Source organism: Micromonospora sp. NPDC085948 (assembly GCF_040686315.1).
GTDB lineage: Bacteria > Actinomycetota > Actinomycetes > Mycobacteriales > Micromonosporaceae > Micromonospora.
Genome location: NZ_JBFBJW010000010.1, coordinates 108007 through 129489 on the forward strand (window position 1 = coordinate 108007; position 21483 = coordinate 129489).

Below are 21483 nucleotides of genomic sequence, written 5' to 3' on the forward strand. Positions count from 1 at the left end.
ACTTCATCAATCAGATAAGTGTCTTTACTAATTGTGCGTCAACCGTCGTGGGAGTGTGCCGATGCGACCATTCCGCCACCGCCGTGTCACCGCCGTCGTCGCCCTGGCGACCCTGCTGATCACCGCCACCCCGCCCCCCGCCGCCAGCGCCGGCGACCACCAGCAGCGCCGCGCCGGCTACCACCGGGTCGGCTACTTCACCCAGTGGGGCATCTACGGGCGAGCCTTCCCGGTCAAGAAGCTCGACACCTCCGGGGCGGCGAGCCGCCTCACCCACGTCAACTACGCCTTCGGCAACGTCAGTGAGGACGGCCGCTGCTACCTGGACGGCGGGCCGGGCGAGGGCGACGCCTGGGCCGACTACCAGCGTCCCGTCCCTGCGGAGGAGAGCGTCGACGGTGTCGCGGACGCCCCGGGGCAGGCGCTCAACGGCAACTTCGGCCAGCTCGCCAAGCTGAAGGCCAAGCACCCCAAGCTCCAGGTGCTGATCTCGCTGGGCGGCTGGAGCTGGTCGACGTACTTCTCCAACGCCGCCCGCACCGACGCCTCCCGCAAGGCGTTCGTCGCGTCCTGCGTCGACCTCTACCTCAAGGGCAACCTGCCGGGCGCCCCGGGCGCCGCCGCCGGCGTCTTCGACGGCATCGACCTCGACTGGGAGTGGCCCAACTGGGCGGGTGAGCCGGGCAACGTCATCCGCCCGGAGGACCGGGAGAACTTCACCAAGCTGCTGGCCGAGTTCCGCCGGCAGCTCGACGCGTACGGCCGCACGACCCGGACGCACCACCCGCTGACCGCGTTCCTGCCGGCCAACCCGGCCACCATGGACGCCGGCTACGAGGGCCGCAAGATCTTCAAGTACCTGGACTTCGCCACCGTGCAGGGCTACGACTTCCACGGCGGCTGGGAGGCGGTGGCCAACCAGCAGTCGGCGCTGCGCGTACCGGCGGGATCGCCGGACAACCCGGACTTCTCCGTCGAGGTGGCCATCGACGGCTGGATCGCCCGGGGCGCGCCGCGCGACAAGCTCGTGCTCGGCATCCCGTACTACGGTCGCGGTTGGACCGGCGTCACCGGCGGCGGCACCGGCCTCTTCGGGCCGGCCACCGGGCCGGCGCCGGCCACCTTCGAGGCCGGCTACGAGGACTACAAGAACCTCAAGACCCTGGCCGGCAACGGCTACGCCGTGCACCGCGACCTGCGCGCCGGGCACGCCTGGCTCTTCGACGGTACGACGTTCTGGACGTACGACGATCCGGCGGTCGTCTTGCAGAAGACGCTCTACATCCGCCGGGCCGGCCTGGCCGGCGCGATGATCTGGTCGCTGGACGGAGACGACGACAACGCCACGTTGACCAGGACCATCGGCCTCGGCCTCACGACCTGGTAGGGGTATTCGATCCACCCGGCCCGCCGCCGGCCGACTCCTCGGCTGGCGGCGGGCCGGCGGGACCGTGCCGGGAACTGCCGCTGCGTCACGCCGTCGGGCCGCTGATACCCGACGTGCCGAGGTGGATGTCGATGTCGGCGGGCTCGGTCATCTGGTCGTACGCCTTGGTGCCGATGACCGAATGCCCGCTTTCCCTAGAATCGGGGCATGGCTCTGCGACCGGCTCATGTGAACATCAAGGCAGTCGATCCCGTCGCGGTCGGCGAGTTCTGGGCTCAGGCGCTCGGCTGGAACGCGTTCCACCCCGGCGTCACCACGTACGTCGGGCCCCGAGCTGAGCTCGTCTGGCCGGACCCGGACTTTCTGGGCATCGACATCGTCCCGGTCCCCGAGCCGAAGACAGTGACAACGAACCGCATGCGTCTCGAACTCGCCAGCAGCTCGCCCGGACACCGGGCCGAGCTGCTGGCCCGGTTGGAGAGGCTTGGCGCGAAACCCGCGGGCGCCGATCGGCTCGGCGCGTCCTGCGCCCTGCTGGCCGATCCGGAGGGCAACGAGTTCTGCGTACCAGGACCGCAGGAGACCGGCCGGGACACCGGCCCCATTTCCGCGGTGGTCATGGACTGCACCGACCCGCCCGCCATGGCTCGCTTCTGGAGCGCGGCGATCGACTGGCCCGTGGTTGCCGTCACCGGCGAGCGGGCCACCCTGCGGTCCGGCCGCGGCACCGGACCGGACCTCACCTTCGTCCGCGTCCCCGGCACCACGCCCACACTCGACCGGCTGCACCTCGACCTGCGGCCCGACACGGGCGACGACCAGGCCGCCCAGGCCGTTCGCCTGCGCGCGCTCGGTGCCGCCGATCTCGACGTGGGCCAGGGCGGCGACGTCTCCTGGATCTGCCTGACCGACCCAGACGGACATGAGCTCTGCGTCCTCGCCGCTCCCGGGGGCGAGTCCGGCTGATCAGGCCGGAACACCCGGGCGGTAGCGCTGGGCCGAGAACCCGACATCACTCCACTTCGGAGCGGTCTGCCGGATGTCCGCGCAGGGACCGATATCGGTCAGCGTGGTCCGGCGGACCGTCGACCCGTGAACGATCCTGGGGTACGGGCGGCGCGGTCGACCGGGTCGGGCGGCTCAGCTGTCGTTCGTCATGGCGGACGGTTGGCGATCGGGCAGCGCGCGCACGGCGGCCTCGATGAGCGCGGTCACCTGGTCCATGTCCCGCGCCTGGCGGACGTCCACGTCGGCCGTCCACCCGTCGGGCCGGGCCAGCCGCACCGTCACGTCGTCCCGGCGGTGGATGAGCCAGCCGGCGATCGCCTGCACCAACACCATGGCGGCGCCCGCGTCGTCGACAGCCACCCGCAGCGGGTCCGTGCCGCCGGCCGGCATCTCACCGGCCGGCGGCTGACTGGCCGGCGGCGAGGTCACCCCGTCGCGCAGCCGGTCCTCGGCGCGCAGCCAGGACGCCAGCGACCGCCGCGCATCGGCGGACGGAGAATCCGGATGGACCGAGAGCGCGATCATCTCCGACACGGCCTGCTCCTTCCAGACGACGATGAATCCACCCGTCATCCTGCCAGTCCGCATCCGGTCCGGCACGCCGAGTAGTGAACAGTGTCGATCAACCCTTGACCGTCGTGTCGGCCCGTTCATAGGCTCCGGCCACTGCGAGGCTGTTCCCGAGAAGGGAAACACGACACATGTCCCCATCGACGCGCCCGTTCTGGACGGTCCCCCCGAAGCGGCTGGCGAGTGCCGCCACGATCGCGCTCCTGCTCGGCCTGACTCCCCTGCTCGGCGGCACCTCGACCGCGAGCGCCGCCCGCCCGTCCACCTGCAGCGACGACCCGACCGCACACCTGGGCACCGTGCCCGCACCGGAGGCCGTGTTCGGCTTCCCGCTCGGCGTGGGCCAGGAGCGGGTCGTCACCAACGAGGAGGTCCGCACCTACCTCGGGGCGGTGGACACCGCCTCCGACCGGGTCGTCACCGGAGTGCTGGCCACCAGCGTGGCCGGGCAACCCCTGCCGTACGCGGTGGTGTCCAACGAACGCCACGTGCGGCCCGCCGCCCTGCGCCGGATCGCCGACGACGTACGGGACCTGCGTGATCCCCGTCGGACCAGCGTGCGGACGGCCGCCCGCACGGCGAAGGACAGCCCGGCCATCGTCTGGGTCACCGCGAACGTGCACGGCGGCGAGAAGAGCGGCACCGACGCGGCGCTCAAGACGCTGTACGAGTTGGCGGCGGGCCTGTCCTGCGAGGTCGCCCGGCGCAACGACAACCTGGTCACCATCATCGTGCCGACGCAGAACCCGGACGGCCGCGACGCGACCCGCCGGCAGAACGAGTTCGGCTTCGACCTGAACCGGGACTGGTTCGCCCGCACCCAGCAGGAGACCGACGGCAAGCTCGAACTGCTGCGCCGCTACCCGCCGCAGGTCTTCGTCGACGCCCACGAGATGGGTGGCAAGCAGTACTTCTTCCCGCCCAACGCCGACCCGATCCACCACGAGATCGCCGGCGAGGCGGTGGACTGGATCAACCGGATCGGCGAGGCCAACAAGGCCGGCTTCGGCTACAACGGCGCCTGCGACGACACCGCCTTCACCGAGTGCTATTTCAACTACGACACGTACGACATGTTCTTCATGGGTTACGGCGACACCGTGCCGACCACCGGCTTCGGCGCGGCCGGCATGACGTACGAGAAGGGCAGCGCGTCGGCCGTGGCCGACCGGGTGCAGCAGCAGTTCCACACCCAGTGGTCGACGTTGGGCTGGGCCGCCGCCAACAAGCGCGAGGTGCTCGACGGCTACTTCGACATCTGGACCGACGCCCTCGCCCAGGGCCGGACGGGCACCCTCGAACCGAACGAGGTGGTGCAGCCCACAAACGAGGTCCAGTTCCCGGTGCCCGACATCACGATCCGCTCGTATTTCCTGCTGCCCGACCGGCAACTCGCCGACGTCCGCCAACTCGTCGAGCGGCTGCGCCGGATGGACGTCGAGGTGTACGAGGTGCAGCAGGCGACCCGGGTCCCCACCGCACGGGTCTTCGGCGGGCGCAGCGCCACGAACGTGACAGTGCCCAAGGGCGCGTACTGGATCCCGATGGACCAGCCGCAGAAGCACTGGATCCAGGCCGTCATGGGCGAGGATCCCTACACGCCGTTCCCCTACTTCTACGACGTGTCGTCCTGGAGCAACCCGCTGCTGATGGGTGTCTCCACCATCTACACCGGCGACGCCGTCCGACCGAAGGCCCAGCTCGTCCGCGCGATCTCCGGCGGCCGGACCGCCCCGGCGTGGCCGTGGGGCTCGTACACGTACCCGCTCGACTCGGCGGCCGCCGCGGAGCTGACGTTCAGCCTGCTCGGTCGCGGCGTGCCGCTGGTTCGCGACCTGACGACCAGCCGGGTCGCCATCCCGGCGACCAAGCTGAGCCGCACTGTCGACGAGCTGGCCGAGTCGTTCGGGGTGACCCTCACCCCGGGCGGGCGGCCCACCGGCACCAGCCTGGCCCTGCCCGATGTCGGGCTGTTCCAGGGCACCGGCATCTCCACCACCGCAGGCTCGCACGGCGAGGCCCGCTACGTGCTCGGCAAGCGGTGGGGGCTCGACCTCACCCCGGTCACCACTGCCGACATCAACGACAACACCGAGGCGTTCACCGGTCGTACGGTGCTGCTGGTCCCGGACGGCAGCAGCCCGACCGGCGGTCTGACCGCCGCCGGCCAGGCCAACCTGCGCGCCTGGATCGCCCAGGGCCACACCTACGTGGGGCTGCGCAACGAGGGCACCCGGCTGGCCCGCGCCGCCGGGCTCACCTCCACCACCGAGAAGACCAAGCCGGCCGACTACCTGGTGATCGGCTCGCACCTGCGGGTCGACGTGGATACCGACAACCCGGTCGCCCTGGGCCGTCCGGCGGAGGACTTCGAGTTCAACAACAGCGACCCGGTCCTCAACCCGAGCACCACCGGCACGAACGTGCTCAGCTACCCGACGGGTGACACGTTCTGGGCCAACGGCTACACCGTCGGCGCGGACACCCTGAAGGGCACGGCCGCAGTGGTCGACGAGCCCACCGGCGCCGGTCGGGCGGTGCTGTTCGCGTTCAACCCGCTCTTCCGGGCGTACAACGAGAGTGGCCTGCACCTGGTGGCCAACGCGTTGCTCTACCCGGCGGGCGCGCCGGACGGCCGGCGCACGGCCGGTCTCGACCCGGCGCGCGCCAGCGCCGCCGCCGCGCCGGTCACCCCGGACCTCGGCGGCGGGTGGCGGCCGATCACCGTCGAGGTCGCGGCGAGCGACCTGCCGCGCGCCCGGGCCATCGTCGAACGCTTCACCACCGACGCGAGGACGTCCGCGAAGGACACCTCGGTGTACGTCGTGATCCCCAACCCGCAGGGCCTCCAGGTCGACGAACACCCGTTCGCGAGCGATCTGGTACGCGCGCTCCGCGACGCCAAGGTGCCGCTGCGGTCGGTGGTCGGCTGACGAACCCGCACAGCGGAAGCGCCCGTCCCCGTCGTCTCGGGGGCGGGCGCTTCGGTGTGTGTGCAGGGGTCGGTTACGACCGCCGGGCGACCTCGGTGACAAACGCCCGCCAGGCCACCGGCCCGAAGAGCAGAGCCGGCCCGGCGGGGTCCTTGGAGTCCCGCACACCGACGATGCCCGGCAGGTTGTCCGCAACCTCGACGCAGTCGCCACCGCTGGAGCCGCTTCGACTGGACTTTCGCCACGTAGCGCCGGTCAGGTCCATGACGTCACCACTTCCTTCATCAGCTCAGTTGACTGCCGCCGAGGTAGGGCCTCGTTCCGTACGGTCTCCCACTTCGATAGAAGCGTAGCCATGTCATCGTCGTTGTTGATGACCGCCCCGCCAAGCTGGTTCTCCAACTGGCCGACCCATTTGCCATCGGCGGCCCGCGCCAGGATGAACGGACCGGTGAGCCCGGCATGCATGCTCACGTCGCCCGGCACGACGTGGACACTGATGTTCGGACGCTCGACCAAGGTCAACAAGTGCGTGATCTGTCCGACCATGATCCCCCGAAAGTCCTCGCCCGCCCGTCGCAGCACCTCCTCGCCGATGACCGCAACGAATTGCGGTGCCTTCGGCTGGGTGAGGATCGACTGCCGGTCGAGCCGAGCCGCAAGTCGCTTATCGACATCCTCGTCACCTAGCGTGTCGTCGCAGCGAATGACCGCTCGGGCGTAGTGCTCGGTCTGGAGTAGGCCAGGAATCAGAGACGGTTGCCAGGACCGAAGCTGAGTCGCGACGCGCTCGGCGTCCAACCACGGCAGAAACCAGGATGGCGCCCCCAGCTTCGCCACCATGCGCTCGAAGAGGCCGCCGTTCTTGAGTGCCCGGTCCGCGCCCTTGATGAAGTCCATCGTCAGCGCCCGCGTCTCGCTCTCCACGGCACTGACGTGGGAGGCGCTGAAACCCGCGCCTCGGCCGAACGACTCCTGCGTCATCCCGGCGGTCCCTCGTGCCCGGCGGATCTCGGTCACGATGAACGCGGCGAGCGTGTGCGGTAAGTCGGCCATTCAGCACTCCCCAAACCAGAAGATCGACTACTCGTGCCAGTGCCCGGCGTAGACCGTCTCGTCAGCGCGGCCCGAGGCTGGCGACCGGGAATTCACCGTCCGAGCGTAGTGGTCTCCACAGCGGAGCGTCACCACCGGCGCGGCCGGAAGTTGGTTGATCCACTCGACTTTCCGGAAGTCGGGGTGTCCAAGGGCCGCCGACACCCCGACTTCCGGAAAGTCGAGTGGACCTTGCCGATTTTGCGCCACAGGGGGCGCCACCAGCGCCGGGTTGTGGTGGCTCGGTCGGTCCTAGGGTGCGGCCACCTGCACCAGCACCGGCGTACGGCCGGCCGCGAGGTAGCCCCGACCGGGCGGGCCGGTGAGGTACTGGTCGGGTTCGAGAGTGATGTTGTGGGCCACCGCCGCCGACCGGTTGGGCGGGACCAGCACGAGACGAGTTCCCGCCATCACGATCGCGTTGACCAGACGGGTGAGCGGGCTGGGGAAACCGGTCAGCAGGGGGGCGGCGTCCGCGGTGACGACAAGCGCCCGCCGTCCGCGAGCCGCGGGGCTGCTGATGTCGTCCAGCAACGTGGGGCTGCTCGCGAAGCCCTGTTCGCTGGGGAGCACGGCGATCCGGTCGACGTCGTCGACGACCACCGCGTACGGCTCGTCGCCGAACCCGGCGACGGCCTCGCGCAGGTCGCTGTCCTTGAACGTCGCACCGGTGAGCACCCGAAGCCCGGCGTCGTCGGGGAGCAGCCTCGGCAGCGGGGACTGGAGTGGGGCGACGGCGAGGACGCCGATCCCCCGCTGCCGTAGCGCGTGCACCATCGTGGCCGCCGCGGTGGTGCGGCCCGTGCCAGCAGCACCGGAGATCAGCAACAGGTGGGAGTCGGCGTGGAACAGGTCGGTGCCCACGGTGGTGTTGTCCGGCCCGCCGACGCCCAGCGGTATCCAGGTGGACAGCGCCCCGGTGTCGGCGCTCGACCCGAGTGCGGCCAGGTCGACGCGCGCGGGCAGAGCCGGGAACCGCCGGGGCAGCCGGTGCGCGGGTGCGTCGTGCGGTTCGACGGCGTCGGCGCTGCCGGATCGCGTCGGCAGGCACACCTGCACGTGCCGGCCGCTGCCGGCGTCGATGGCCCGTCCGGGGAGGGCGGGCGGGCTGGCCATGCCGGTCTGCAACTGCATCCGCCGGGTCTCCTCCTTGGGAAACGGCAGGAGCAGCCTCCGGTTGTAGAGGGTCGGCAGCCGGTGGTTGAGCATGTCCTGACCACCGAACGGCACGACGTGCACCCCGAGCGGAGCGCCCGCGGTGATGACGCCGCGCAGGGTGGCGAGCAGGGACGTCTCGACGAAGGCCGGGTCGCTGTGATCCTCGAAGTGCTCCCAACCGTCGACGACGACCACGATGTGCGGCCGTGCCTCGTCCGCCGGGGGCGCGCTGCCGGCACGGCGTTGGACCTCCTCGGCCAGCCAGGTGATCAGGCGACGGATCCGGTCGGGCTCCGCCGCGGAGAAGACCCCGCCGCAGTGCGGCAACGCCGCGTACTCGGCCAGGCCGGCCGGGTGCCGTTCCACGACGTACAGGTGGGCCTGGTCGGGTCGGAAGCGGGCGGCCAGGCCGGTGATCAGGGTGCGGGCCATCGTCGTTCGGCCGGACTGCGGACCACCGGCGACGAGCAGGCGGTCGACTCCGGCCAGGTCGAGGAAGTCCGCCGGTTGCGCCTGGCGCGCCGGGTCGTCGGCCAGGCCGAAGGGTACGGCGGTCGCCGGCGCGGCGGCGGTCCACCGCGCCGGCAGCTCGTCCACCGTCAGGGTGGCCGGCAGTGGGGGCAGAATCGGCCGGAAGGGCGCCGACAGCCCGGACCGATCCGCGGCGTCCTCGATCGCGGCGATGGTGAGGTCCTGGTCGGTGGGTCCCGCTCCCCCGGTGGGTGCGGCGCGGGGGCGAGGGGTGCCGAGGTCCGTCGGGTTCAGGGCGCGGACGACGGCCGGGGTGGCCCCACCGGTCGGCGGGGGGTCGCCGAGGTAGCCGGATTGGAACGATTGCGGGATCCGGGACTCCGCAGTGGTGCACAGGATCAGGCCACGGCCGCGCAACGCGCCCGGGATGGTGGCGGCGTCGGGGACTCCGAGCACCTCCGTGCTGTCCGCCGGCTCGTTCTGGCGAAGGCTGATCCGCAGCGACACGTTGTTCTTCAACTCGGGCGAAAGCTTGCCCTGCAACGACTGCGTGGCCAGCACGAGGTGCATCCCGAGCGACCGCCCCTTCGCGGCGACGTTGACCAACTCCTTGACGAAGTCGGGCGCGGCGTCCAGGACCCGACCGAACTCGTCGAAGATCATCACCAGTCGGGGCAGCGGCGGCAGGTCCGCCCCCGCCAGGCGCTTCTGCCAGTACCTGTCGATCTCCCCGTCGTATCGGGCCAGCAGGGACTCCCGGCGGCTCACCTCCGCCCGGATCGAGGCGAGCACCCGGGCCGCCGCCGCGTCGTCGAACACGTCGGCGGCAGTCTCGCCGGTGGAGCGGATGAGCGCGACGACGTGCGGGCACCGTTCGAAGGGCAGAAAGGCGCTGCCGCCCTTGAAGTCGACGAGCACCAGGTTGAGTTCGTCCGGCCGGTTCGCCAACAGCAACGACGTGACCAGGGTCTGCAACAGGATGCTCTTGCCCGCGCCGGTCGCGCCGCCCAACATGGTGTGCGGTCCCTGGTCGGCGAGATCGACGTACACCGGTCCGGTCGCGTCCGCACCGAGCACGACGCGAGTCCGTGGACCCCGCCCCCGCTCCCAGAGCGCCCGCACATCGTCGCCGCTGGGCGCACCGAGGTCCAGGAGGTCGAGCAGGCGCACCGCACCGGGGATGGCCTGCTGGGCCGCCCCGAGTGTCGCCCGGTCCCGCATCGGGGCCAGTGCCCGCGCCAACCGCTCGGCGGTCATCGCGTCGAGCGTGTCGGCCCGGACCGTCACCGGCGGGCCGTCCGGGCTGCGAGTCACCCGTGCCGACTCCTCCGCCGTCTCGATCAGACCCCGGCACTCGTTCATGCTGTGCCGATCGGCGCAGATGAGGTGCACCCCGACCGCCGGACCGTCCCGCAGCACCTCGTCCATGCCCGGCAGGTCCCGCAGCGCCAGCGCGCCGTCGAGGACGACGACCACGTCGTCGAACTGCTGCGGGCCGCGTTCGGCACGCCGCGTCGCGATGAGGGTACGCAGCTCCCGTACCCGGTCGGCCCGGGTCGCGGTCGTGTTGCCGACCCGGCAGGAGTACGTCGCCGTGTCCCCCGCGTCGACGTGCGGCAGCCAACGCGCCCAGGCCAGACGGCCCCCCTCATCGGCGCTGAGCAGCACCATCCGCAGGTCGTCCGGGCCACGCAGGGTGGCGAGCTGGACCAGCAGCCACCGCAGGACGGCCTGCACCGACTGCTCGGCGCCGGTCACCCCGAGCACGCCGATGGTGCGCAGGTCCACGGTGACCGGGACGGCCGACAGCCGCGGGGGGCGGAAGCCGGTCCAGGGCTCCCCGCGTACCGTCACCGATGCCGGCTCGTCGGCGACGCCGACCCGTAGTGCCAGCGAGTGCGGTGCGGACGCCCGACGCGTCCACAGATCGACGCGGGCACCTCGGGCGATGTCGACGATCTCGGCCGGGCTCGGGGCGAGCGCCCGGCGAACCCGCTGCTCGGCGTCCACCTGGGTGGCGATCGTCGCGTCGACGACCTTCCGCGCCGCGGTGAACTCGGCCTCGCGCTCCGCATCCTGCTTGTTCTGCGCGTGCTGGTGCAGCAGCAACCCCCCGATGGAGACCGCAGCGCCGAGCAACAGGACGGGTGACTGCGTGAGCAGCGCGGCCCCCACGGATCCCGCGGCGCCCAGCAGGTACGCGGCCGCGACCGGGCCTCGGGTCACGCTCGGCTGAAACGGCAGGGTCACCTCGACGGTGGGGATCACCGGGGCGTGGCCGAACGCGCGGTCGAAGTCGAGTCGACCGTCCGGGGCTCGGACGAGTCGCCGCGCCCCAGCCGGCACCGGGGTCCACCGCAGCTCGTTGCCGCCGATCTGGAGCACGGTGTTCGGCGCGACGACGGCCCGCTCGGCGATCCGCACGCCATCGACGTACGTACCGTTGCTCGATCCGCCGTCGGTGACCGTGGCCGTGCCATCCGGGGCGACCTCCAGCAGCGCGTGCGTGTCCCGGGAGACGTCGGTGTCCCGCAGTGGCAACGCCGCCGCGGAGCGACGAGCTATCGGGTGGATCCCGGCGCGCAGGGCGACGGCCAGGCCGGCGTCCGGGCCGCCCACCACCTCCAGCACACCCGCTGCGCCATCGGTGGCCAGGCGGCCGACCGGCCCGGGTCCGCCCACGCTGAGCACCGAGCCGCGCAGCAGTGGACTGTTGCCCAGGCTCGCGGCCGGGTCCAACGCGACGGCTCCGACGAAGCAGCGCCGGCCCGCCACGGAGACGGGCAGCCCCGCGAGCACGGACCGCACGCTGCTGGTGGGCGCGGCGATCACCTCGACATCGTGTGCGGTCCCGGTACTGCGGTCCCACACGGTCAGACGCAGGATCATGATTGTGCCCTCACCTGTCCGAGCCGTACGTCCACAACTGCAGCCCCTCGTCCCCGCCCAGCACGGCAGCGCCGGCCGCGCTCAGCGCCACCACGTCGGAGGCCAGGTCGGGGCCGGTGAAGGGTCCCGGCCGGTACACGTGCGCGGTCCGGCCGGTCGTGGTGTGCCAAACTCTGATCTCGTCTCGGCGAGCGGTGACGAAGAGGTCGTCCGGGCCGAATGCCGTGGCACTGGGTGTGCCCGCCTCGCTGACGACAGTGGCCAGGATCGTGTTGGAGCCCGTGGCGCGGATCAGCACCTCGCCGTCGGGGGTGAGGTCCGCCCACGGTGTCACCGGGCCGTCGATGCGGGGTGCGTCCTGGCCGCTGGCGGTCTGCCAGGCGCGCAGGGCACCCCGCTGGTCGAGGGTCATGAGCACCTGACCGTCCTGGCTGAAGCGGATGGTCGTGACGTCCGTCTGCTGGGTGACCAGGTCGATGCGGCTGTCCGGAGACAACAGGGGCCACACTTTGACGTCGCCGTGACCGAGGGCCGCCAGGCTGGTCCCCTGCGGCGTGAACAGCACGCTGGAGACGCCGTGTCCGACGGTCAGCGTGGTCGTGTTCCGCAGGCTGGCGACGTCCCAGAGCTTGACGACGCCGTCCTCCCCGCCGCTGGCCAGCGTCTTCCCGTCCGGGCTGAAAGCCATGACGTTGATCGTGTTGGCATGCCCCGGAATGACGGCCGTGGCCCTGCGGTCGGCGACGTCCCACAGCGTGATGCCGAACGTCCCGGTGTGCGCACTGGCGAGGGTCGCGCCGTCCGGGCTGAACGCCACCGCGCTGACGGGCTCGTCGCGCAGAGCCACCAGCGCCGCCTGCCGCCGGTGGAGGAACAGGTGACCGCTAACGATCAGGCCCGCCACCACCACGACGCACAGCACCGCCCACGGCCGCCGCGACCCGAGTGGTCGGAGGGCACGCGGTGACCAGCCCGGCACCTCGCGCGACCGATCGGCGATCCGGACGTGGCCGGGCGCTGCGACACGCAGTTTGTCGACCATCTGCGCCGGGCTGACCCCGACGACATCGGCGATGATCCAGACCGGGCTCCTGCCGTCCTCTTCGTGGAGGACTCCAGTAATCCTCCACGGGTCGGAGGTGGACACCGGTACCCCGTCCGTCAGCTCGAGGCCGATTCGGCTGCGCCTGGTGGACACGTCAGCTCCCGGCCACACCATGATGCCGAGGATGTTTCTCCACAGCACCTCCTGCGGCGGCCCGCCACCAGCGCTGAATCGCACAGAACGGCTGCCCACACTCATCGTGCCGTGCGGAGGATCCACGATGCTCGACAGCAGCCAGACCCCCAGCACCGGTGGCAGGAGGACGGCGGGGAACACCGTCCATCCGGGTAGACCCAGGCTCGACACCACGTTGACGGCCAGGAAGGTTACCCAGAGCACGCCGCCGAGAAGAGCCAGCCGAGCGGCGACGTTGATCCTGCGGATCCGCCTGGGCACCGCGACCACGAAGCCGGTGGCCGACGGGGCGGGCGGGTGGGCCGCCGCCGGTCGCTGACGAGGTGGTGGAGGGCCGGCCGGCTGCACGGTCGTGGCCTGCCGCTCCCAGGACTCACCCTCCGGCTCGGGGTCGCTGTCCGCGGGATCGGGTCGTTCGGGCTCCTGGGCTGCTGGGCTGTCCCGCCCGCCGGTGACGCTCGCGCTGACCGGGACGTCGAGAAGGCCACGAGCCTGCTCGACGGTGAGCCGTTGCGCCACGTCGCGGGTGAGCAGGCCGGCGATCACGGTGGACAGCGGCTCCCCGCACCGGATGACCGGCAGGTCGTCGTACAGGACGGCGTGCAGGGTGGCCGCGGTGGAGACACCCTCGAACGGAAGCTCGCCGGTGACGGCCTGGGCGAGGGTCACACCCGCCGACCACAGGTCGCTCGCCGGCGTGGGATCGCTGCCGTGGAACAGCTCCGGAGCGAGGTAACCGGTCGAGCCCATCATTCCGTGGCGGGTCAGGCGGGCATCACCCGCGGCGCGCGCGATGCCGAAGTCGAGCAGCTTCACCTGGTCACCGGCCAGCACCATGATGTTGCCGGGTTTGACGTCCCGGTGCACCACACCGACCGCGTGCGCGGCCTTCAGCGCGTCCAGCACGCGTACGGCGACGGCCCGTACCCGATCGGGTGGCAACGCCCCCTCCCGATCGAGGAGATCGGCGAGCGTCGGAGCGTCCACCAACTCCGTCACGATGTAGGCGGCCTCGTCGTCGGCGGTCGCCGGCACGAGATCGTAGACCGCGACGACGGCCGGATGGTTGATCAGCCCGGCGGTACGCGCCTCGCGCAGCGCCCGCTCCCCGAACAACCGGCGATCCTCGCCGGGCAGGCCGACGGGAGCGCGGATCTCCTTGACCGCGACGGTGCGCCCGATCAGCTCGTCGGTCGCCCGCCAGACCACACCCATGCCACCCCGGCCGAGGACGCTCTCCAGCCGGTAACGCTTTGCAACGAGCCGCTGCGCCGGCCGGGGATCTGACACCCTCGTGCTCCTCGCCATCGACCACTACAGTCGGTGCGAACGATACCCCGACCACTGGCGCGACGATGTCCGTCCATTATGGAGCCGGGCCTGACATCGTGGCTGGTGCGGACCCGGCTGGATGTCAGCTGGCCGAGCCGTACGTCCACAGCCAGAGACCCTCGGTGCCGGCGAACGCGGCAATGCCGGCGGGGCTCATCGCCACGGCGTCGGACGACACCTCCTGGGCGGGGAAGATGCCCGGCTTGTAGAGGTGCGCGGTGCGGCCCGTCGACGTGTGCCAGATCCGGATCTCGTCCAGGCTGGCGCCGATGAAGAGGTCCTTCGGGCCGAAGGCGGTGGCATCGAACGTCGCGCTCGAATCGCCGACCAGGGTGGCCACGATCTGGTTGGAGCCGGGTGTACGGAGCAGCACCTTCGAGTCACGGGTGGCCTCAACCCAGGGTGTGACAGCCCCGTCGACGCGAGTGGTCGGAAGGCCGCTGGCGGTCTCCCACGCGCGCGGGACTCCCTTCGGGCCGAGGGCGATGAGCACCTGCCCGTCCGAGGTGAAGCGGATCGCCTCAGCCTCGATCGGCCCGGCCGCCGGGTCGGATGACAGCTCGACGGGCCTGTCCGGGGAGGACAGTCGCCACAACTTGACATCGCTGTAGCCGAGCGCGCCGATGAGGTCCCCCGAGGGGGAGAACAGCACGTCTTCGACGGTGCCGCCTTGGTTGAAGGTGAGCGTTCCGGTGTTCTGCCGGCTGGCGACGTCCCAGAGTTTGACGGCACCGTCGTCCCCACCGCTGGCAAGCGTCTTGCCGTCCGGACTGAGCCGGAGAACGTTGATCTCCTTGGTGTGCCCGGGGATGGTGGCCACGGCCCGACGGGCGGCGACGTCCCAGAACGTGATGCTGAACGTGTCGCTGTTGGCGGTCACGAGCGTGGTGCCGTCCCCGCTGAACGCCAACGCGCTGGCCGGCTGGCGGTCGAGCTCCACCATGGCCGAGCGCTGGTGCCGGAGATAGAGGTGACCGGTCACGATCAGGGCGGTCAGCAGCACGAAAGACACCACCGCAAAGGGCCACCGCCGGCCGAGCGGCAGAAAGGCGCGGGTCGAGCCGTCCGGCGTGTCCTCGGTCGGACCGACGACCCGCACGTGACCGGGAGCGACGGCACCCAGTTCGTCGACGAGGACCGTGGGACTGACCTCCAGGTCACCGACGGTCCAGACGGGACCACGGCCGTCCTGCTCGTGCAGCACCCCGCGGGCTTTCCACCGGGTCGTCGTCTCCGGCGGCGCATCCGGCGTCAGCTCGACGCCGATCCTGGAGCGCTTGGCGGACCGGCCGGCACCGGGACCGACCGTGATGGCGGCGATGTGCGCCCAGAGCACATGCATCGGGGTCCCACGCCAGAAGTGCGTCCGGATGGAGCGGGCGCTCAGGTGGAGCCAGCCGTGCGGCGGGTTGACGACGGTCACCAGCAGGCCGACCCCCACCACCAGCCCGATGAGGACGACCGGGATCAGGGTCCAGTCGGGTCGACCCTGCACCAGCAGCAGGGTGGCAAGCAGGCCGGTCACCCACAGGGCGGCGCCGAGGAGGACGATCCGGGCGCCGATGTTGGCGATGAGGGTCGCCCTCGGCACCACGGCCAGGAAGTTGACGGCCGGCTGCTCCGCCGCCGACGCGGGTGACTCGTCCGGGCCGGGCCGCTGGCGAGGTGGCGGAGGCCCGGCCGGCTGCACGGTCGTGGCATGCCGCTCCCAGGCTTCGTCCACCGGTGTGGGGCCGCGGCCGGCGGGAGCGGGCTCCGCGGCTGCGCGGCTGTCGCGCCGCCCGGGTGCGCCCGCGCTCACCGGGGCGTCCAGGAGGTCACGGGCCTGCTCGACGGTCAACCGTTGGGCCACGTCACGGGTGAGCAGACCGGCGATCACCGTGGCCAGCGGCTCCCCGCACTCGATGGCCGGCAGGTCGTCGTAGAGAACCGCGTGCAGGGTGGCCGCTGTCGACGCCCCCTCGAACGGGAGCTCACCGGTCACGGCCTGGGCGAGCGTCACGCCCACCGACCACAGATCAGCGGCCGGCGTGGGGTCGTCGCCGTGGAACAGCTCCGGAGCGAGGTAACCGGTCGACCCCATCATCCCCTGGCGGGTCAGGCGGGTGTCCCCCGCCGCGTGCGCGATGCCGAAGTCGAGCAGCTTCACCTCGTCACCCGGAAGCACCATGATGTTGCCCGGTTTGACGTCCCGGTGCACCACACCGACCGCGTGCGCGGCCTTCAACGCGTCCAGCACACGAACGGCGATGGTGGTCACCCGATCCGGCGGCAAGGCCCCATCCCGATCGAGGAGATCGGCAAGCGTCGGGGCGTCCACCAGCTCCGTCACGAGGTAGACGGCCTCGTCGTCACCGCTGGCCGGGACCACGTCGTGGATCGCCACGACCGCCGGATGGTTGATGCGCCCCGCGCTGCGGGCCTCGCGCAGCGCCCGCTCCGCGAACCGCTGACGCTCCTCGGTCGGAAGCCCGAGGGGTACGCGGACCTCCTTGACCGCGACCGCGCGCCCCATCAGCTCGTCGGTCGCCCGCCAGACCACCCCCATCCCGCCGCGGCCGAGGACACTCTCCAACCGGTAACGCCCCGCGATGAGCTGGTGCGGCGACTGCGGATTCGGCACCTTCGCGCTCCTTGCCATCGGGCATTACAGTCGGTGCGAACCATACTCCGGCCGATCGCACCGTGTTGTCCGTCCACATAGGAGCGGATCGACGTCTCGCGCCTGGTGCGGCGGGCGATGGGGCTGGGTTCGACCGGGGCAGGCGCGACTCTCAGGAGGGCACGGGGCGATGGCGACCGGGTTCGGTTTCGACAGGGACGCGGTCCTCCAGGCCGTACAGCAACTGACCGGAGTGCGCTCCGGGCTGGAGTCGACCCGCCAGCAGGCCCGACAACTGTCCGCGACCGGCTCCCGCGACGTCGACCTGGCCCTCCACGATTTCACCAACGCCGCGATCCAGCATCAGGCCGGCCTGGTGGCCGCGGTGTCAGCCGCCGCGGACCGGCTCGACGACGTGGTCACCGGCCACGCCCAGCTCGACAGCGCACTGGGCAGTCAGCTGTCGACCAACCAACAAGCGAAGGGGAAAGTCAATGAGTGACGTCAGCGTCGGTTACGAGGGTCTCCAGTCGGCGGCCCGCACCCTGACCACGGGGCAGGAGGAGATGACCCAGAAGTTGAACGCCCTGAAGTCGATGATCGACCAACTGGTCAACAGCGAGTTCCGCACCCAACTGGCCTCGGGTCGTTTCCAGGACTCCTACCAGCAGTGGACCACCGGTGCGCAGAACATGATCGGCGGCCTGGAGGGCATGTCCACGTTCCTGGTCGGCGTCGTCCGCGAGCACCAGGACCTGGACGCCAGGCTGGCCGGGGGCATCAACGGCTGATCACCGGCCGACATGGAACAGTGGCAGGTCCTCAGCATCTACGACGGCGATCCGACCCCGGGCTCGCCAGCCTCGATCAACGCCATGGTGACCGCCTTCAGGCGCCGCGCGGCGGAGTTCAGCGGGCACACCGCACGGCTCAGGTCCGTCGCGGCCAACAGTGGCGCCATGAGCTTGCGGGGCGACTATGCCGCGACCATCGATCGTGAGCTCGGGCGACTACCCGGCGATGCGAAGGTCCTGTCCGACGCGTATCTGGCCTGCGCGACGGCCCTTTCGGCGTTCGCGGACGATCTCATTCGGCTGCAAGTGCAGTCGCGCGACGCACTGCGCATCGGGATGACGGCAGACAGCCAGTACCGGGCCATGCTCCAGCAGTTCTGCGGCCTGACCGGTATGCGCACCTACGGGCCGGGGGTCTGGCGTGGACTGAACGAGTCGTACGCGGCACGGGCGCCGGAACAGGTGCGCCCGCAGGCCTTCGTCATTGCCCGCAACGCGGCGCTCTGCGAGACCGAGCGCGAACGCGCGAGAGTTTCCGCGCTTCAGGCGGGAAGCCGCTACGAGGCTGCCGCAGCTCGCTGTGCCCAGGCCATCAGGTCCGTCGGACTGCGACCGACGTCGGCGGGCGCGCAGCGGGTGACGGCGGGATCCGGAGCCTCCCAGGCCATGCCGACCCCGACGTCCACGCCACCCACCCGGCGTGTCGCCGGTATCGCCGGCAAGATACCCCTCAAGCCGGTTCATGACCGGCACTACCTCAACCGCATCAGGCCGAATAATCCGGTCAAGCCGTTCAACACGGTGGTCCTGCCCGGCACGGACGTCGCGCAGGATCTGGCCGACATCGCCGCTGGCCTCGCCACCTGGGTGGCGGACCGCAGTCGTTACGTGGTGAACGGTCGCACCTACGGCGTCGAGGACAAGGGTACGGTCTTTCCGGAGAGCGGGCCCGGCCTGGAGCGGTTGGAGCGGTTGGAGTACAAGGCGTTGAAGACGTACATCAAGTTCGGCGGCGACCTCGATGCGGCAAATGTCGAGTTGGTCAAGGATCCATACATCACACCTGCCCACCGGGAGCGCGCGATGGAGGTCTTCCGCCTGCACAAGAAATACCGGGGGTAGGTGTTGGTCTACCAGATTCAGTTCGAGGGTGAGATCCCCGCAGCCGATCTGCGGCGGTTCCTCGCGGACAGCTATGGCATCGCGCCGGAGTCGATCTACGTCGGTCGGATCGAGGACCGATCGCCTGGCGACCCCCGACCGGTCGCCATGTTCACTCCTCCCGACGACGACGAGGAGTTCGGCTGGGCGCTGATCGGCGACACCGAGCTCGTCGACGCCACCGGCCTGGGGGAACGGGAGCTGGCCGTTGCCCTGGCCCGCGCCTTCCGGGTTCGGGCGCTTGTCGACGACGGCAGCCACTATCCCGACAGGTGGCTCCTGGTCAGCACCGATGGCAGCAGTGGCCGGGTGCTCACGGACGAGGACGCCGCAGCCGACGGTGACCTGCGGATCGTGCACGCACTCGAACCGATCAGTGGCGAGCCCCAGCTCGCCGTCGTGCCGCCGCGGGACTGGTCCCGCGACGACGACTGACCAGACGGTGACCACCGGTGCCGGCTGGCCCGAGCGCACGGGCCAGCCGGACCACGGCCGTGTCAGCCGGTCGTGCAGACGGTGCCGTTGAGGGTGAACGCCGTGGGCAGCACGTTCGGCCCGCCGTACGCCCCGACGAAGCCGGCGCTCACGCTGCCGCCGGCGGCGATCTGCCGGTTGTCGACGGTGGGCGTGACCCGCACGGCGGTGCCGGTCTGCTCCCAGGTGGCGCTCCAACCGCTGCTCACCTGCTGCCAGCCGGTCGGCCACGTCCAGGTGAGCGTCCAGCCGTTGATCGGGCTGGTCCCGTTGTTGCTGATCTCGACGCCGCCGATGTAGCCGTTGCCCCAGTCGTTGTTCGTGGTGAAGCGGACGGTGCACGCACCCTCGGCGGGGCTGCCGGTGGCGAAGGTGAGCGGTGGTGAGGCCCAGGACACCCGGCCGGCGGTGTCGCGGGCCAGCACGTTGACCGTGTATCTGCTGCCCGGCACCAGGTTGCCGACCGTGAAAGAGGTGCTCGTCGTCTCGCCGAGCTGCTCGCTGACCGCGCCGTACTGCCGGTGCACCTCGTACTTGGCGATCGGGCTGCGGCCCGGCGTGGCCGCCGGCCAGGAGATCGTCGCGGCGCGGTCGGTGATCTCGCCGGCGGTGGGCTGGCCCGGCGCCGACGGGCGGCCGACGGCCGCGTCGGCCGGGCGCAGCACGAGCGTCGTCAACGAGTACGCCGGCAGCGTCCGACTGGTCGCGGAGCCGGACTGGCTGGTGGCGATGCCGGTGGCGCCGTTGGTGAGGGTGGCGACGGTCGGCGCGGCGGCGGACGGGGTGAACCCGGCGTAGTCGATGGCGACCTCGTGCGCCGCGTCCGGGTCCTTGTTGACCAGCAGTACCGCGAGATCGCCGTTGCTCCGGCGCACGGCGTGCGCGCTGACCAGCGGCTCGTCGGTGCCGGCGCGGATGAACTGGTCGCCGGCCTTGGCGAACAGCTTCATCATGCTCAGCCCGTGGTACGGGGCGAACGGTGTGTTCAGTGGTGGCTCGCAGACCGAGCCGTCCGCCGTGCAGGTGCCGCTGGAGAGCATTCCGAAGTCGTTGTAGTCGGTCTGGCCGGCCACCTCCGACACGGCGCCGATGCCGTTGTGCACGTTCCACCAGTGCACGGTGAAGACGCCGTTCGCCAGCAGTTCGCTGTAGGCGTCGGCCAGGAAGAGCGCGGCCGGTTGGGTGGTCCGGCCGGCGTCGACGTTCAGCTCGGTGAGGCTGATGCCGATGCGGTCGGCGTTCGGGCCGGCGTACCTGCTGATCTGCTGCCGCAGCAGGTAGGTCGCGTCGGGGATGTGGTTGGTGCGGGCCAGGGACTCGGCGGCGGTGCCGCCCGGGTACCAGTGCACGTCCACGAAGTCGATCTTCGGGCCGGCGAGGGAGAGCACTGTCTGGTTCCACGGGCCGGGGTCGCTGCCGGCGGTGATCCCGTCCGGCCAGTTGCCCGGCATCGTCAGCACCGCCCCGACCTTGACGCTCGGGTCGACCGCCTTCATGGCGTCGGCGTACTCGACGACCAGGCGCGCGTACTGCGCCGCGCTCTTGTCCGGGTGGTCGTCCGCCTCCCACGCGGACCCGTAGTGGCCGTTGCCGTAGTTCTCGTTGCCGACGGTCCAGTACCGCGCGCCGTAGCCCTTCGTCACGTTGGCGTACCGCACCCAGTCGGCCGCCTCGGCCGGGGTCCCGGTGCCGTAGTTCGCGATGATCATTGGCTGTGCGCCGACCCGCTGGGCCGCCGCCATGAACGTGTCGAAGTCGGTTCCCGGCGCGACGTAGCCGCCGGGCGCGGTGTGGTCCTTCCAGTGGTAGATGTCGGCGTACGAGCCGCCGGGGTACCGCATCATCTGCACGCCTGCGTCGCGCAGCAGGTCCGACGTCTCCGTGGTGCCCAGGTTCTGGTCCCAGATGGCGTGGTTGACGCCCAGCGCGGTGTCGGGCACGGTCGCCAGCCCCGCGCGGGCGTTGACTGTCACGGTGACCGGGTCGGGGGCCGCGCTGGCCGCCGGTGGGTTGATGCCGGCGAGCGCGGTCGCGGCGAGCAGCGCGCTCGCCACCAAAGACGCGCGCCTCTTCTGGTTCTGCATGGGCTGGGGTTCCTTTGCGGGAGTGAGTGCACGGATGGCTCTCGGCGGTCCATCGCTCGTCGCACCCGTCCCCCAGCACCCGTATCGGATCCTGGTTGCCCTGGACGGACATCGGCTCCGCGCGCGGGCGGTCATCGACGCACAAGGATGTCATGGCCGGATCGGGAACCTCAAGCCGTCCGGTCGACTGACGTCATACGTTACAGCTTGACGAACGGCATGTTATCGCTCACAGTCGATGTCGAGGCGAACAGCGTTCGCGGGTTGCCGGGAGAGCCCCCGCTG

The 21483-nt window shown here is 71.0% G+C and carries 14 protein-coding genes; 7 read left to right on the forward strand and 7 right to left on the reverse strand.

The annotated features are described in order from the left end of the window. Positions 1–61: 61 nt before the first annotated feature. The gene (locus tag AB0O48_RS23840; RefSeq protein ID WP_365068417.1) at positions 62–1387 is read left to right on the forward strand and encodes a glycoside hydrolase family 18 protein; all 1326 of its coding nucleotides are present in this window, start codon (positions 62–64) and stop codon (positions 1385–1387) included. Positions 1388–1594: 207 nt separating this feature from the next. Beyond that, positions 1595–2353 (forward strand): VOC family protein, encoded by a 759-nt coding sequence (locus AB0O48_RS23845; RefSeq protein WP_365068419.1) that lies wholly within the window; start codon positions 1595–1597, stop codon positions 2351–2353. A gap of 174 nt (positions 2354–2527) precedes the next feature. On the opposite strand, the gene AB0O48_RS23850 is transcribed toward AB0O48_RS23845, so the two are convergent. After that, a complete protein-coding gene (locus tag AB0O48_RS23850; RefSeq protein ID WP_365068421.1) occupies positions 2528–2968 on the reverse strand; it encodes a hypothetical protein in 441 nt (146 codons plus the stop codon). Positions 2969–3096: 128 nt separating this feature from the next. On the opposite strand from AB0O48_RS23850, the gene AB0O48_RS23855 reads away from it, so the two are divergent. Then, positions 3097–5898, forward strand: a complete 2802-nt coding sequence (locus tag AB0O48_RS23855) for a M14 family zinc carboxypeptidase (RefSeq protein ID WP_365068423.1) — start codon at positions 3097–3099, stop codon at positions 5896–5898. Between the two features lie 73 nt (positions 5899–5971). Here AB0O48_RS23855 and AB0O48_RS23860 read toward each other — a convergent pair whose 3' ends face one another. From AB0O48_RS23860 to AB0O48_RS23880, 5 genes are all read right to left on the reverse strand, one after another. After that, the gene (locus tag AB0O48_RS23860; RefSeq protein ID WP_357249992.1) at positions 5972–6163 is read right to left on the reverse strand and encodes a DUF397 domain-containing protein; all 192 of its coding nucleotides are present in this window, start codon (positions 6161–6163) and stop codon (positions 5972–5974) included. Next, positions 6154–6954: a helix-turn-helix transcriptional regulator gene (locus AB0O48_RS23865; protein WP_365068426.1), complete on the reverse strand. Its 801-nt coding sequence runs from the start codon at positions 6952–6954 to the stop codon at positions 6154–6156. Before AB0O48_RS23865 ends, AB0O48_RS23860 begins: the two co-directional genes overlap by 10 nt. Positions 6955–7245: 291 nt before the next feature. Then, a complete protein-coding gene (locus AB0O48_RS23870) occupies positions 7246–11511 on the reverse strand; it encodes an FtsK/SpoIIIE domain-containing protein (RefSeq protein WP_365068428.1) in 4266 nt (1421 codons plus the stop codon). Positions 11512–11521: 10 nt separating this feature from the next. Further along, entirely contained in the window at positions 11522–14041 is a 2520-nt protein-coding gene (locus tag AB0O48_RS23875) for a serine/threonine-protein kinase (RefSeq protein ID WP_365068430.1), read from the reverse strand. Positions 14042–14165: 124 nt separating this feature from the next. Continuing rightward, the gene (locus AB0O48_RS23880; protein WP_365068432.1) at positions 14166–16706 is read right to left on the reverse strand and encodes a serine/threonine-protein kinase; all 2541 of its coding nucleotides are present in this window, start codon (positions 16704–16706) and stop codon (positions 14166–14168) included. Between the two features lie 169 nt (positions 16707–16875). Between AB0O48_RS23880 and AB0O48_RS23885 the strand changes: the two genes are divergently transcribed. The 4 genes from AB0O48_RS23885 to AB0O48_RS23900 are packed head-to-tail and all read left to right on the forward strand — an operon-like array spanning position 16876 to position 19075. Continuing rightward, complete coding sequence (locus tag AB0O48_RS23885; RefSeq protein ID WP_357250006.1) at positions 16876–17187, forward strand: hypothetical protein; 312 nt, start codon at positions 16876–16878, stop codon at positions 17185–17187. Then, a complete protein-coding gene (locus tag AB0O48_RS23890; protein ID WP_357250008.1) occupies positions 17180–17476 on the forward strand; it encodes a WXG100 family type VII secretion target in 297 nt (98 codons plus the stop codon). The genes AB0O48_RS23885 and AB0O48_RS23890 overlap by 8 nt, the downstream gene beginning before the upstream one ends. A 12-nt stretch (positions 17477–17488) precedes the next feature. After that, positions 17489–18601: a hypothetical protein gene (locus AB0O48_RS23895; protein WP_357250011.1), complete on the forward strand. Its 1113-nt coding sequence runs from the start codon at positions 17489–17491 to the stop codon at positions 18599–18601. Continuing rightward, complete coding sequence (locus AB0O48_RS23900; protein WP_357571039.1) at positions 18602–19075, forward strand: hypothetical protein; 474 nt, start codon at positions 18602–18604, stop codon at positions 19073–19075. 62 nt (positions 19076–19137) lie between these two features. Here AB0O48_RS23900 and AB0O48_RS23905 read toward each other — a convergent pair whose 3' ends face one another. Further along, positions 19138–21198: a cellulose binding domain-containing protein gene (locus AB0O48_RS23905; RefSeq protein WP_365068436.1), complete on the reverse strand. Its 2061-nt coding sequence runs from the start codon at positions 21196–21198 to the stop codon at positions 19138–19140. Between the last annotated feature and the right edge of the window lie 285 nt (positions 21199–21483).